Below are 13,059 nucleotides of genomic sequence, written 5' to 3' on the forward strand. Positions count from 1 at the left end.
GTCACCCCACGGGCTGGGAGTCACGGTCCGTCGACGTCCTGGCCGTCCCAGAGGTCGGAGCACTCGACGGTCGCCGCGCGGTGGGCCCTCAGGTACGCGCCGGCGCCCAGGTCACCCGACATGGTCGTCGACGCCGCCGCCCAGTGGTCGCGCCCCACGACGACGGGATGACCCGGGACGCCGCCGATCACCACGCGCCGCAGTGTCGTCGCCGTCACCGGGTCGCCGAGCAGACGCTGCACCACCGACCGCGGCAACGTCGGCAGGTCCACGAGCGACACGACGGCGGCCGTGGCGTCCGTGCGGCCCGCCGCGACGAGCCCCGCCCGGAACGATGCCGACATGCCCTGACTCCAGTCGGTCGCCTGCACGGCGACCGACCCGGGGGGCAGCAGCGGTCGCGCCTCGTCGGCACCGGCACCGAGCACCACCAGCACCGGCTCGCAGCCTCCGTCCCGGAGCCGGTCGACCGCCCGAGCGACCCACGGCACGCCGTCGGAGGCCCGCAGCACCTTGGGTCCGCCCGCTCGTGCACCCGCACCGGCCGCCAGCACGATCCCCACCAGGCCCATCACTAGAGTGAACCTCATGCCGGACGTCGACGGGACGCAGGATCTGCGCGCAGGTCTCACCGCGGCGCTCGGCGTCCAGCGGTGGGTCGACCAGGTGCTCGTCGGTGCCCCCTACAGCTCCCAGGACGACCTGGTCACGGCCGCTCTCGACGCCGAGCCGCTGACGCCCGCCGAGATCGACGAGGCCCTCGCCCACCACCCCCGCATCGGCGAGCGCCCGGTCGGAGCGGGAGCCGCGCAGGAGCACAGCCGCCGTGAGCAGTCGTCGGCGGACTCCGACGACCCCGGCCTGTCCGCACGCCTCGTGGCCGGCAACGCCGCGTACGAACAGCGGTTCGGCCGGATCTTCCTCATCCGCGCCGCCGACCGCACCCGCGCCGAGATCGTCGCGGAGCTGGAGCGTCGGCTCACCCTCGACGACGCGGCCGAGACCGCCGTCGTCGGCCGCGAGCTGCGCGACATCGCGGTCCGGCGGCTGCGAGCTCTCGGAGAGCCACTGTGAGCGCCGTGACGACGCACGTCCTCGACGCCGCGCACGGTCGGCCGGCGGTCGGCGTCGCGGTCCGCCTCCTGGCGGCGACCGGCGACGTGCTGGCCACCGGCGCGACCGACGCCGACGGCAGGGTGCGCGAGCTCGGACCGGAGGAGCTCCCGCCGGGGGAGTACCGGCTCGAGCTCGACACCGGCGGGTGGTTCGCCGTGCAGGGCACGGCCGCCTTCTACCCTCGCGTGCTGATCGACTTCACCGTCACCGACCCGGCCGCGCACCATCACGTGCCGCTGCTGCTCAGCCCGTTCGCGTACTCGACGTACCGCGGCTCGTGAGCCCCGCTCGTGAGCCCGGCTCGTGCATTCCGGCTCGCGCAGCCCGGACCGCGCAGCCGCGCCGGCGGTGCCTCGGCCGTCAGTAGTCGACCCGCGACGCGTGCGCCCGCCACGCGTCGAACGGCGACCGCGCGCCGGGCAGGACGACGTTGACCACGGGCAGGTGCCACTGCGAGCGCTCGCGGGTGAACAGCTCGTAGAACTCCCGGTCGTCGAAACCGGCGTCCGCGGCGTCGTGCCGGTCCGCGGCGTACACCACCCGGTCGATGCGTGACCACAGCGACGCGGCCAGGCACAGCGGGCACGGCTCGCAGGACGTGTAGAGCGTGGCTCCGGCCAGCGAGAACGTCCCGAGGGCCCGGCAGGCGCCCCGGATCGCCACCACCTCGGCGTGTGCCGTCGGGTCGAGGTCCCGCGTGACACGGTTGACGCCCTGGGCGACCACCACCCCGGACCGGCTCACGACGAGCGCGCCGAACGGCCCGCCACCCACGAGGACGTTCGCGGCCGCGAGCTCGACGGCTCGCGCGAGCCAGTGCTCGTCGGTCTGCCGCCCGCTCATGCGAGCCCCGCGGACGTCCGCCAGGCCTCGCCGGCGGGGGGAGCGTCGTCCCGGGCGATCGCCGCCTCGATGAGGCCGTAGGGGCGGTCCGCCGCGTAGAAGACCTCACCGGCGTTCTCCAGGCCGAACCGCCCGAGGTCGTAGGCGAAGTGGTGCCTGTTCGGCGCCTTGAGCCGGATCTCCACGACCTGGGGGAACGCCCGCAGGACGGCGGTGCCCATGTGCCAGAGGGTCTGTTGCAGGGCGAGCGAGTGCACGGTCGCGAACTGCTCGACGAGCGTCGACCGGATGCCGGCGTACGTCTGGTCCCAGGCGACGTCGGTCCCCGCGAACCGCCAGCGCACGTCGAGCGACGTGGCCATCACGCGGTCGTGCGCGTCCTCGAGCGTCGTGTACTCGTCACGCAGGAAACCCGCGAACTCCGACCCGGTGGACTTCAGGACCACGAGGTCCTTGAGCCCGCCGACCACCCGCTCACCCGACTCGTCGACCGTCACGGCGGCCGTCCGGACCTCCTGGCCCGCCCGGACCCAGGTGTGGTCGTGCTCGACCCCGTCGACGACAGCCCGCTGCCAGGCGAACTCCTCGATCTCGATGCGCGCGCCGCGCACCGGGGCGATGTCGGCCACGAAGTGGCGAGCGAGCGCGAGGCCGAAGGTCTCGACGGCCTCGACGCCCTGCGACTTCGCGAACGCGTACGCGGTGTTCTTCTGGGTGTCGGTGGGAAGCACCGCTGACTGGTCGCCGTCGAGGTAGGCCGCGTCGAACGCGCCGCGCAGGGCAGTCGTGACGCTGAGGTCCCTGATCTGGTGACGGGGCGTGTCGCGGTAGATCCGCACGAGCCGCGACTCGGCCTTGCCGTACTGGTGGTCCGCCAGGACGAACGTCATCGACCCGTCCTCCCTGAGGGGCGTCGTGCCGAGCGCTGAGTCGTCAGTCGTCGTGGAGACCATGCTGGACCCTACGAACGCCGCGCGACAGGCCGGTTACGGCAGATGTCCAGGACGTAACGTCACGTGGCCGCCTCGAAACGCCGGCGTGATCCGCACTGTGCCACGGTAGGGCGATGCTGGAGATCGCGGCCCGGGTGCTCGCCCGCCTCGACGCGGGCGCGACCGTCGTGGTGGTCACCGTGGTCGGCGTGGACGGCAGCGCCCCGCGTGCGCTGGGCACGTCGATGGCGTGGGACGGCGAGCAGGTGGTCGGCTCGCTCGCCGGCGGCTGCGTCGAGGGCGCCGTGCTCGACGTCGCGGACCGGGTGCTCGACGACGGCCGCGCCCGGACGGTCGAGATGGGGGTCGGTGACCCGGACGGGCTCGTCGCCGGGCTGGCGTGCGGCGGCCGTGTCCGCGTGCACCTCGCGCGCGTCACGCCCGACGACGCGGTGGTCCCGGCCCTGCGACGTGCCGCCGCCGGACGCGCCGCCGGGGTCGCACTCGTGCTCGGCGGCGCGTCGGCGCTGATGCAGCCCCGGCTCGATGCCCTGGTCGCCGCGAGGGTGGCCACCGGCACCGCTGGCCTCGTCACCGTCGACTGCGACGGCGTCCGCGTCGAGGTGTTCGTCGACGTGGCGGCGGTGCCCGCGCGGTTCGTCGTCGTCGGCGCCACCGAGGAGGCGGCGGCGCTCGCCGCGGCGGCCCGACCGATGGGGTACGCGGTGTCGGTCGTCGACCCCCGTCCTGTGTTCGCGACACCCACGCGTTTCCCCGAGGCCGACGTCGTCGTCGCCTGGCCGCCGTCGTACCTGGCCGACGCGGGGCTCGACGGGCGTGCCGTCGTCTGCCTGCTCAGTCACGACGACCGGTTCGACGCGGAGACGCTCGCCGTGGCGCTGCGCTCACCGGCGGGCTACGTCGGGGCGATGGGTTCCCGCCGGACGCACGCGCGTCGTGTCGCCGCCCTGGGGTCGCTGGGCCTCGACGACGGGACGATCGCCCGGCTGCACTCGCCGATCGGCCTCGACGTGGGTGCGAGCACACCCGCCGAGACGGCGGTCGCGATCCTCGCCGAGGTCGTCGCCGCGCGGACGGGCCGCAGCGGCACGGCTCTGCGAGAGCTCTCCGGTCCGTTGCACGCCCAGGTGCAGGGCGCCTGAGCTCAGGCCTGGTCCGGGTGGAGCAGCAGCCACACCCGGTCGCTGGTCATCGGCAGCCCGTAGGGCCGCACCCCGACGGCGTCGCGGACGGCGTTCGCCACGGCCGGCGCCACCGGGTTGTACGGCGCCTCGCTCATCGACTTCGCACCGAGCGGTCCCAGTCCGCTGTGTGTCGGGGCGAACAGCACGTGCGTCCGCGGCACGTCCGCCAGCCGCGGTACGCGGTAGGCGCGCAGGGTCGACGTGGTCACCCGCCCTTCGCCGTCGAGCCGCACCTCCTCCAGCAGGGCCGACCCGAACGCCTGCGCCACGCCGCCCTCGACCTGTCCGCGCAGCTGCTCGGGGTTGAGCACGACACCGGCGTCCGCCGCCTGGACCGACCGCAGCACCCGGACCTCGCCCGACGCCGGATCGACGGCGACGCGGACCCCGTGGACGTTGAACGCCACGGTCCGCTGCCTGCCGTCGTGATGACCTCGACCTTCGAGCGGACCTGCGCGCAGCAGCTCCGCCGCCCGGAGCTGGCGCGCGCCGTCGTGCCACCCGTCGGGGCCGGGCGCGGGGTCCGCTGCCCCCAGTGCGGTGGCACGCTCGCGGATCGCACCGGCGAGCGCGGTCGCCGCGGCGTGCACCGCCCGCCCCGCCACGACGACCCCCGTCGACCCGTACGCACCGGTGTCGTACCCCGCCACGTCGGTGTCCGACTGCCGGATCCGGACGCGCCCCGGCACGGTCCCGAGCACCTGGGCGACGAGCTGGGCGTGCACCGTCGTCGAGCCGTTCCCGAACTCCGCCGTCCCGACCTCGAGCTCGTACGTGCCGTCGGGCAGCAGCCGCACGACCGCGTCGGCGAAGTGCCCCCGGGGCGGGATCGTCGCGATCATGGCCAGGGCGACGCCCTGCCCGACCCGCCATCCCGGCGGTGCCGCCACGTCGTCGGGTCCGGCCAGCGCCTGCTCCACCAGGTCCAGGCACGCACCGGCGCCGTGCTCCCCGTCGTAGGTGATGTCGGTCGGCACGTGCTCCTCGACCGTGCGGATCGGGTCGCCGGGGCGCACCACGTTCCGGCGGCGCAGCTCGACCGGGTCGATCCCCAGCTCGCGAGCCAGGTCGTCGACCGCGGACTCGACCGCGAAGATCACCTGCCCGAGCCCGTAGCCCCGGAACGCGCCGGACGGCGGGTTGTTCGTGTAGACGGACTGCGCGTCCACCCGCACGTTGCCGCACCGGTACTGGGCGAGGGACTCGTGCACCGAGTGGTACATCACCCCGACGCCGTGGTTGCCGTACGCACCGGTGTCCATGAGCTGGTCGACCGCGAGGGCCGTGAGGATGCCGTCCGAGTCCGCCGCGACGGTCACCGAGACACGCATGGCGTGCCGCAGCGGCACGATCGTGAACTCGTCCTCCCGCGACATCTCGTACTGCACGGGTCGCCCCGTACGCAGCACGGCGAGCGCCACGAGGTCCTCCGTGAGGAGCTCCTGCTTGCCGCCGAACCCGCCGCCCACGCGCGCGGCGAACACTCGGACCGCGTCACGGTCGAGCCCGAAGATCCGTGCGACCTCGTCGCGCACGAGGTACGGCACCTGGCTCGACGTGCGAAGCACCAGCCGGCCGTCGGCGTCGAGCCAGCCGCGGGTGGCATGCGTCTCGAGCGCGACGTGGCTCACCCGGGACGTGGTCCAGGTCCCCTGCACGACGGCGGCCGCCTGAGCGAGCGCGGTGTCCACGTCGCCCCGCTCGGCGTGCATCTCGGCGACCGTGTTGCGCCCGGGGTCCGCCAGACGGCTCGTCGCGGCGTCCTTGTCGCCGTGCACCCGCCAGGCGCCCGGTCGACGTGCCTCGTCGGCGTCGTGGATCGCCGGCAGCACGTCGTACCGGACGACGAGCGCGCGCACCGCGCGTTCGGCCTCGGCGGCCGAGTCGGCGACCACGGCCGCGACCCGCTGTCCGCGGAACCGGAGCACCGGATCGAGCACGAGGGTGTCGTCAGGGTCCTCGTGCCGGTCCTGGTGCCGCCCGGTCGAGTACAGCGTGGGTGGGGAGTCGGCGTGCGTGAGGACTGCGCGTACCCCCGGCATCGCCTCGGCGGCACGGGTGTCGATGCCCCGGACCCGGGCCGACGCGTGAGGGCTCCCGAGGACGGCGAGGTGGAGGAGCCCTGGGGTGCGCAGGTCGAGGGTGTACTCCTCCCGGCCGGTCACCACCCGCATCGCGGCCGGTGCGGCCGCCGATCCCCCCACGACCGCGTCGTGCTCCACGTTGCGCACGCCGCGCACGGCGTCGACGACGGAGCGGTATCCCGTGCACCGGCAGATGTTGCCCTTGAGGGCGCGGGGCAGGTCGGCGCGCTGCTCGTCGTCCATCGCGGCGACCGTCACGACGAGGCCGGGGGTGCAGAACCCGCACTGGAAGCCGGCGGCGTCCACGAACGACTGCTGCACGGGGTGCGGGTCCTCGGGGCCGCCGAGACCGGCCACCGTCGTGATCACGGCCCCGGCCGCCCGGTGCGCCGGGTACAGGCACGAGTGCACCGGGGCACCGTCGACGAGGACCGTGCACGCTCCGCAGTCGCCCGCGTCGCAGCCCTTCTTCACGCCGTGGAAGCCGTGCTCCCGCAGCAGGGTCCGCAGCACCTGTCCGGGGCGGGGCTCGAGGGTGAGGTCCTGCCCGTCGACGTCGAGGTGGATCGTCATCGTCCGGCCTCCGGGCTCCCGGCGAGCTCGTCGCGCAGCTCGCGCCCGAACCGCAGCGTCGTCGCGCGTCGCCATCGCGGGTCGCCGTGGGGGTCGTCGTACCAGTCACCGAGGTCGTCGAGCGCGTCCGTGATCTCGGCGGCCGACGGGACGGACTCGAAGCGCACCTGGCGCGGCCGGTCCGTGGACGCCGTGACGGTGACGACGAACGCACCGTCGGCGTCCCGTCGTGCGAGCACGAACGCCGCCGACCGCCCGAGCGCGCTGAGCGAGGCCCGCCGCGACGCGACCCTGGCCCGCAGGGCGTGCATCGGCAGCTCCACGGCGCGCAGCACCTCGCCCGCGCCGAGCGACGTCTGCCGCACCCCGGTGACCAGGTCGAGCACGGGGACGCGCCGGTCGTCGCCGTCCGGACGCCAGACGACCGCTGTGCCGTCGAGCGCCGCGGTGAGCGCGGTCATGGGCCCGGCGGGCAGCGCCAGGCACAGGTTGCCTCCGACGGTCGCGACCCGGTGGATCTTCCACGACCCGAGCAGCGCGTCGACCGCGGTGGCGAACACCGGCTGCGCCGTCCAGTCGGGCCGCCGGGGCACGGCCGCGAGCTCGGCGAGCGTGCACGAGGCGCCGACGGTCAGACCCTCCGGCGTGACGGTCCACGGCTCCCAGCCCGCCGCTGTGACGTCGACCAGCCCGCGCACCCCCGGCTGGGGCTCGGAGAAGAGCCACGTGCCGCCGCCCAGCACAGCCTCACCCGGACGCGGCACGACCTCGGCGCGGGTCGCTGGGAGCCGCACCTCACGCACGTCGACGAGATCCATGGGCTGAGCGAACAGCACCTTCGTGTCGGGCGTGTAACCACGCCGGGATCCCAGGATGCCTGACGTCGAGCGCGCAGCCGACGCTCGCGCCCCGTCGCCGCGGTCGGCGACCGGTCAGGCCCGCATCGCCACGGTGCTCGCCCGGATCGGTGACGGGAGCTCCGAGCGGCCCGTGAGGTGACGGTCGACGGACGCTGCGGCCGCCCTGCCCTCGGCGATGGCCCACACCACGAGGGACTGCCCGCGACCGCAGTCGCCCGCGACGAACACGCCGGGAGCGGCGGTCGCGAAGTCGTCGTCCCGGACGAACGAGCCGCGACCGTCCACCGCGAGCCCGAGCTGCTCGGCGAGCCCGCCCCGCTCGGGGCCGACGAAGCCGAGCGCCAGCACCACCAGCTGCGCCGGCAGGACCCGTTCCGTCCCGGCGACCGGCTCGAAGCGGCCGTCGACCGGTGCCACGTCGACGACCCGCAGGCCGCTGACGTGCCCGTCGTCGTCACCGAGCAGCTCGACCGTGCTCACGGCGAACACGCGCTCGCCGCCCTCCTCGTGCGACGACGACACCCGGAACACCGTCGGGTACACGGGCCACGGCTGTCCTGCAGGGCGCTCGTCGGGCGCCGCCGCGAGGATCTCGAGCTGGGTGATCGAGCGTGCGCCCTGACGGACGGCCGTGCCGACACAGTCGGCGCCGGTGTCCCCGCCGCCGACCACGACCACGTCGAGACCCGTCGCCACCACCGCACCGGGAAGCGGTGCTCCGACGGCGGCGTGGTTCGCGGGCACGAGGAGCTCCATCGCCGGCAGCACGCCACGCAGGCCCCGCCCCGGGACGGGCAGGTCGCGAGGGATCGTCGAGCCGGTGGCGACGACGACCGCGTCGAAGCGGCGCAGCAGGTCGGCGCCGGCCGGGTCGTGCCCGACGTCCACACCGCACCGGAACACGGTGCCCTCGGCCCGCATCAGGTCCAGCCGGCGCTCCACGACGGCGGCGGGCAGCTTGTACTCGGGGATGCCGAAGCGCATGAGGCCGCCCGGTGCCGCCGCACGCTCGAACACCGTGACGCTGTGGCCCGCGCGGGTGAGCTGCTGCGCCGCCGCCAGCCCGGCCGGCCCCGACCCGACGACCGCGACGGTGCACCCGGTCATGCGGCCGACCACCTCGGGGTGCACGAGCCCCCGGTCGAACGCCTCCTCGACGATCGACAGCTCGACGCTGCGGATGGTCACCGGTGGCTGGTTGATCCCGAGGACGCAGGACGCCTCGCACGGCGCGGGACAGATCCGCCCCGTCACCTCGGGGAAGTTGTTCGTCAGATGGAGCCGGTCGGACGCGTCGGCCCACTGCCCGCGCCACACGAGGTCGTTCCAGTCCGGCATCAGGTTGCCGAGCGGGCACCCGTGGTGGCAGAACGGCACCCCGCAGTCCATGCATCGGCCGGCCTGCCGGTGCAGGGCCTCCAGCGCGCCGGCGTCCCCGACCGGGTGCGGACGGACCTCGTCCCAGTCGAGGATGCGTACGGGGACCGCACGCGAGGGGGGCAGCTCGCGGTCGCGCGTCCGGAGGAAACCACGGGGGTCGGCCATGGGGGTGAACCTAGTGCCGGAACGCGCCCCGACCGGTGCCGAAGGTCCTATCCCGCGCCTCACGGCACGGTTCGCCGTTGGTGCGCGTGGCGGTGCGCCCCGTAGCCTCCGCCCATGAGCACCCTTGACGAGGTCGGCGAGCGCGACTCCTGGCGATGCTGGCTCTGCGACGAGCCGGTCGACCCGGACGCGTCGGTCAACTCCGACCGCGGCCCGAGCATCGACGCCGGTGCGACGCCGAAGGGCAAGAAGCCGTCGCCGGGCTCCGAGCGCCTCGCCCACCGGGCGTGCAACACACGCAAGGGCGCGGTCAAGCCTGTCGTGGCCTGGCCGCCGGCACTGTTCGTCGTGGACCCGGCTCCCATCGTGGCGACCGCCGAGCGGCTGAGCAGCAAGGGCGGCCGCGAGGTCGTCGCCCGCTGCCCCACGAAGGCCGACGGCGAGGAGGCGGCCGCGTGGCTGGTCGACCGGCTCTCCCGGTTGGCCCCGAACCTGCGCGTCGTCGCGGACGTCGAGCCGGGCGGCGGGCAGTTCCTTCTCGTGCTGCGGACGCGCTGAGCACGCGGACCGGCCACGACGTCCCACCCGAGACACGGGGGACGGCTTCGCCGCGCTCGCTGCGTCCGGCCCGCTACTTGATGGCCCCCTGGGTGACGCCCGCCATCACCCAGCGCTGGGTGAACAGGTAGACGACGATCGCGGGCGCCATCGCCATGAGGTAGGACGCGAACGCGACGTTGTAGTTGCTGCTGAACTGCGTCTGGAACACGCTCTGCAGCACCGGGAGCGTCTGCAGGGTGGAGTCGGCGGTGATGAGCGACGGCATCATGAAGTCGTTCCACGAGGCCAGGAACGCGAAGATCGCGACGGTCGCGCTCATCGGCGCCATCATCGGGAAGACGATGTGCCGGAACACCGTCCAGGTGGTGGCACCGTCGAGCCGGGCGCTCTCCTCGAGCTCCTCGGGCAGCCCTCGGATGAAGGCCGTGAACAGCAGGACGCTGAACGACAGCTGGAACATCACGTGCAGGAGTGCCACGCCGACCGGGTTCGCCAGCCCGACCATCCCGGTGAGCTTCACCTGCGACAGGGCCAGGACCGGGAACGGCAGGAACATCGCCGCGAGCAGGTAGAAGAAGGACCATCGGAAGAACCGGCGGTCCCAGTTGCGGGCGATGGCGTAGGCGGCGAACGACGCCAGCAGGACCGTGCCGACGACCGTCACCGCGGTGACGAACACGGAGATGGCGAAACCGCGCGGAAAGTTCGTCAGCTTCCACGCCTCGACGAACCCGTCGACGCTGAGCGGCGACGGCAGGGAGAACACCTGCCCGTCCACCGACTGTGCGGTCGTCTTGAAGGCCATCGTGAGCGTCGCGTAGAGAGGAAGGAAGACCGCGATCGAGCACACGACGAGCGTGACGGTGGTCTTCCAGCTCGGTCGGTCCTCGCCTCCCCGGCCGAGGAACCGGCGGCGGCGAGGGACCGCCACCTGGGCGGGTGTCGTGGTGAGCAGCGTCTGGGCAGTCATCAGAACGCACTCCTTCCGCGGTTGAGGCGCAGTTGGATCACCGCGAGGACGACGGCGATGAGGAAGAAGATCGTCGCGTTGGCCATCTGGTACGCGTAGTCGCCGCCGGTGAACCCGGAGAAGATCGTCATGGCGACGCTGCGGGTCGCTGTGCCGGGGCCGCCGTTGGTCAGGCCGACGATGATGTCGTAGGCGTTCAGGAAGTTCTTGAAGCCGATGACCATGTTGATCACCACGTACCCGGCGACGAGCGGCAGCGTGATGGAGACCAGGCGCCGCGCCGAGGAGGCCCCGTCCATCGACGCCGCCTCGTACACCTCGCCGGGGATCGACAGGATGCCGGCGATGTAGATGAGCAGGGCGCTGGGGATCGCCTGCCAGGCGGTGACGATGACGATCGTCACCCAGGCCAGGTCGGGGTTGGCGAGCAGGCTCTGCTCGAGCGCCGTGATACCCATCGCCTGGCCGAGCCGGGGCACCGAGTTCGAGAACAGGAAGTTGAAGACGTAGGCGATGACGATGCCCGAGATGACCATGGGCAGCACGAACACCGCGCGGAGCGCGACCTTCGCGCGGATCTTGGCGGTGAGGCCGACGGCGAGCAGGAACGCCACGACGTTGACGAGCACGACCGTGACCAGGGCGAACCCGACCGTGAACAGGTACGAGCTGCGGATCGCCGGGTCCGAGAAGAGCGCCACGTAGTTGGTCAGTCCGGTGAACCGGAACTCCCCGAAGCCGACCGAGTCGGTGAAGCTGAGCGTGATGCCCATGACGGCCGGCAACGTGATGCAGAGCGTGAAGAGCACGAGCGTGGGCAACAGGAACAGGTAGAACGTCCGGGCCACCCGGGGGCGGCTGGGCCGGGGACGTGGCGGCGCCGCGACGTCGCGGCTTGCTGGTCGGGTGGCGGCAGCAGTGGCCATGAGATGTCTCCGTCGGTCGGTGAGTCGGAGGTCGTCAGGAACGGAAGGCCAGGCGCCGCCAGTCGGCGTCGAGCGTGCGCAGCACCGGCTCCGGGGAGGCGCCCGCGGCGAGGGACTGCGTGTAGTTCTGGAGCGGGATCGACTGCGGGACGAGCTGAGAGGCGCCGAGGTAGAAGGCGGCGCGGTCGTAGTACTCCTTCAGCTCGACGAGCGTCTCGTTGGTGACGGGTGCTGCGTCCTTGGTCACGCCGAACCCGAGGGCGTGCGCGTTGTACGCGTCGATGACGTCGGGCCGCATGAGGAACGAGAGGAACTCGCGGGCCGCCGCCTTCTTGGTGGATCCCTCCGGGATCCACAGGGCCAGGTCGATGTTCACGCGCACCTTGCGGTCCGCCGGGTCGTCCGTCATCGGCAGCGGGAACGCCCCGACGTCGAGGTCCGGGTTCGTCTTCGCGATCTCCCCGATCGCCCATGGCCCCTGCAGGTACATGGCGGCCTCGCCCTTCGCGAAGGCCAGGTTCCCGTCGCCGTAGCCGCGGCTCGCGGCGTCGTCGTTCGAGAACGGGACGAACTCCTGCATCCGCCGGACCGGCTCGAGGAACTGCTTCTCGAAGGACACGGGGGAGCCGGGCCCCACCTCGGTGCCTTGGCGCTTGAGCTGGTGGAAGAAGGCCGTGGTGTCGACCGTGCCGCCGACGGCGTAGTCGAAATGGCCCTGGGCGATCGTCCACGGGTCCTTGAAGGTGCTGTAGATCGGCGTGACGCCCGCCGCCGTGAGGGCCTCGCAGAGCGCGACGAGCTCGTCCCAGGTCGTCGGCGGTGTGAGGCCGTGCTGCGCGAAGATCGTCCGGTTGTAGAGGACAGCGGCCGCCATGAGCGAGTACGGGATCACACTGGTGCGGTGCGGGTAGGTGGCCGTGACGTCGATGAGGGGCCGGAGCTCGTCGCGGATCCTGGCCGCCTCCGGCATGTCACCGAGGTCGCTGAGCGCGCCGCGCTCGACGTACCGGGAGATCTCGAAGTTGTAGTTCAGGCAGCCGATGTCGGGCGGTGACTCGCGCACGAACGAACCGGCCAGGTTCGACGTGGCGTCATGGCGTACCCGGACGCGGTCCTGCGTCTGGTGGAACTGCTCGATGAGGTCGTCGAAGTAGCCGATCACCTCGGGCTTCGACTGGAAGAAGACGATCTCCGTGGGCCCGGAGCCGGACGAGCCGCGGGCGCAGGACGCCAGGGCGAGCCCCGCGCCGACGGCCCCGACGCCGCGGAGGAAGCCCCGCCGGCTGAGGTCCCGCGACAGCAGGGGAGCGGGGGAGGTCACGTCGTCACCTCTTCGGTCGAGGTCGCGCGGGCGCGCTGCGGTGGTCGTGAGATCCAGGTTCTGGGCACAGCGTCGTCTCCCGTCCGGTGGTGGTCCGACGGCAGGGTTGCTCGACCGTCGCTC

At 73.1% G+C, this 13,059-nt stretch carries 13 protein-coding genes; 4 read left to right on the forward strand and 9 right to left on the reverse strand.

The window, feature by feature from the left end; all coding sequences use genetic code 11:
* Window positions 1-20: 20 nt before the first annotated feature.
* The gene (locus ACVW07_RS01055) at window positions 21-590 is read right to left on the reverse strand and encodes a nucleotidyltransferase family protein (protein ID WP_456817444.1); all 570 of its coding nucleotides are present in this window, start codon (window positions 588-590) and stop codon (window positions 21-23) included.
* On the opposite strand from ACVW07_RS01055, the gene ACVW07_RS01060 reads away from it, so the two are divergent.
* A complete protein-coding gene (locus tag ACVW07_RS01060) occupies window positions 589-1,074 on the forward strand; it encodes a 2-oxo-4-hydroxy-4-carboxy-5-ureidoimidazoline decarboxylase (protein WP_456817445.1) in 486 nt (161 codons plus the stop codon). The genes ACVW07_RS01055 and ACVW07_RS01060 overlap by 2 nt on opposite strands.
* Window positions 1,071-1,397, forward strand: a complete 327-nt coding sequence (gene uraH / locus ACVW07_RS01065; RefSeq protein ID WP_456817446.1) for a hydroxyisourate hydrolase — start codon at window positions 1,071-1,073, stop codon at window positions 1,395-1,397. The genes ACVW07_RS01060 and uraH overlap by 4 nt, the downstream gene beginning before the upstream one ends.
* A 79-nt stretch (window positions 1,398-1,476) precedes the next feature.
* Here uraH and ACVW07_RS01070 read toward each other — a convergent pair whose 3' ends face one another.
* Both ACVW07_RS01070 and pucL read right to left on the reverse strand, forming a co-directional pair.
* Entirely contained in the window at window positions 1,477-1,959 is a 483-nt protein-coding gene (locus tag ACVW07_RS01070; protein ID WP_456817447.1) for a nucleoside deaminase, read from the reverse strand.
* Window positions 1,956-2,849, reverse strand: a complete 894-nt coding sequence (gene pucL, locus ACVW07_RS01075; protein WP_456817448.1) for a factor-independent urate hydroxylase — start codon at window positions 2,847-2,849, stop codon at window positions 1,956-1,958. The genes ACVW07_RS01070 and pucL overlap by 4 nt, the downstream gene beginning before the upstream one ends.
* Window positions 2,850-3,025: 176 nt before the next feature.
* On the opposite strand from pucL, the gene ACVW07_RS01080 reads away from it, so the two are divergent.
* Window positions 3,026-4,054, forward strand: coding sequence for an XdhC family protein (locus tag ACVW07_RS01080; RefSeq protein WP_456817449.1), 1,029 nt, complete (start codon window positions 3,026-3,028; stop codon window positions 4,052-4,054).
* Window positions 4,055-4,056: 2 nt separating this feature from the next.
* On the opposite strand, the gene ACVW07_RS01085 is transcribed toward ACVW07_RS01080, so the two are convergent.
* From ACVW07_RS01085 to ACVW07_RS01095, 3 genes are all read right to left on the reverse strand, one after another.
* The gene (locus tag ACVW07_RS01085; protein WP_456817450.1) at window positions 4,057-6,753 is read right to left on the reverse strand and encodes a molybdopterin-dependent oxidoreductase; all 2,697 of its coding nucleotides are present in this window, start codon (window positions 6,751-6,753) and stop codon (window positions 4,057-4,059) included.
* Entirely contained in the window at window positions 6,750-7,571 is an 822-nt protein-coding gene (locus ACVW07_RS01090; RefSeq protein WP_456817451.1) for an FAD binding domain-containing protein, read from the reverse strand. The genes ACVW07_RS01085 and ACVW07_RS01090 overlap by 4 nt, the downstream gene beginning before the upstream one ends.
* Before the next feature lie 114 nt (window positions 7,572-7,685).
* Entirely contained in the window at window positions 7,686-9,158 is a 1,473-nt protein-coding gene (locus tag ACVW07_RS01095) for a glutamate synthase subunit beta (protein ID WP_456817452.1), read from the reverse strand.
* 114 nt (window positions 9,159-9,272) lie between these two features.
* Here ACVW07_RS01095 and ACVW07_RS01100 point away from each other — a divergent pair, with 114 nt between their 5' ends.
* Window positions 9,273-9,716, forward strand: coding sequence for a hypothetical protein (locus ACVW07_RS01100; protein WP_456817453.1), 444 nt, complete (start codon window positions 9,273-9,275; stop codon window positions 9,714-9,716).
* Between the two features lie 73 nt (window positions 9,717-9,789).
* On the opposite strand, the gene ACVW07_RS01105 is transcribed toward ACVW07_RS01100, so the two are convergent.
* The 3 genes from ACVW07_RS01105 to ACVW07_RS01115 are packed head-to-tail and all read right to left on the reverse strand — an operon-like array spanning window position 9,790 to window position 12,936.
* A complete protein-coding gene (locus ACVW07_RS01105; RefSeq protein ID WP_456817454.1) occupies window positions 9,790-10,689 on the reverse strand; it encodes a carbohydrate ABC transporter permease in 900 nt (299 codons plus the stop codon).
* Window positions 10,689-11,615, reverse strand: a complete 927-nt coding sequence (locus ACVW07_RS01110) for a carbohydrate ABC transporter permease (protein WP_456817455.1) — start codon at window positions 11,613-11,615, stop codon at window positions 10,689-10,691. The genes ACVW07_RS01105 and ACVW07_RS01110 overlap by 1 nt, the downstream gene beginning before the upstream one ends.
* 34 nt (window positions 11,616-11,649) lie before the next feature.
* Complete coding sequence (locus ACVW07_RS01115) at window positions 11,650-12,936, reverse strand: ABC transporter substrate-binding protein (RefSeq protein WP_456817456.1); 1,287 nt, start codon at window positions 12,934-12,936, stop codon at window positions 11,650-11,652.
* Window positions 12,937-13,059: the final 123 nt, after the last annotated feature.

The organism is Cellulomonas sp. URHB0016 (genome assembly GCF_054057935.1).

Bases quoted from the DNA above. Each gene is read 5' to 3' on its own strand.
- ACVW07_RS01060 (WP_456817445.1), top strand. From the start codon at position 589: ATGCCGGACGTCGACGGGACGCAGGATCTGCGCGCAGGTCTCACCGCG.
- ACVW07_RS01055 (WP_456817444.1), bottom strand. From the start codon at position 590: ATGAGGTTCACTCTAGTGATGGGCCTGGTGGGGATCGTGCTGGCGGCC.
- ACVW07_RS01070 (WP_456817447.1), bottom strand. From the start codon at position 1,959: ATGAGCGGGCGGCAGACCGACGAGCACTGGCTCGCGCGAGCCGTCGAG.
- pucL (WP_456817448.1), bottom strand. From the start codon at position 2,849: ATGACGTTCGTCCTGGCGGACCACCAGTACGGCAAGGCCGAGTCGCGG.
- ACVW07_RS01080 (WP_456817449.1), top strand. From the start codon at position 3,026: ATGCTGGAGATCGCGGCCCGGGTGCTCGCCCGCCTCGACGCGGGCGCG.
- ACVW07_RS01085 (WP_456817450.1), bottom strand. From the start codon at position 6,753: ATGACGATCCACCTCGACGTCGACGGGCAGGACCTCACCCTCGAGCCC.
- ACVW07_RS01090 (WP_456817451.1), bottom strand. From the start codon at position 7,571: ATGGATCTCGTCGACGTGCGTGAGGTGCGGCTCCCAGCGACCCGCGCC.
- ACVW07_RS01095 (WP_456817452.1), bottom strand. From the start codon at position 9,158: ATGGCCGACCCCCGTGGTTTCCTCCGGACGCGCGACCGCGAGCTGCCC.
- ACVW07_RS01100 (WP_456817453.1), top strand. From the start codon at position 9,273: ATGAGCACCCTTGACGAGGTCGGCGAGCGCGACTCCTGGCGATGCTGG.
- ACVW07_RS01105 (WP_456817454.1), bottom strand. From the start codon at position 10,689: ATGACTGCCCAGACGCTGCTCACCACGACACCCGCCCAGGTGGCGGTC.
- ACVW07_RS01110 (WP_456817455.1), bottom strand. From the start codon at position 11,615: ATGGCCACTGCTGCCGCCACCCGACCAGCAAGCCGCGACGTCGCGGCG.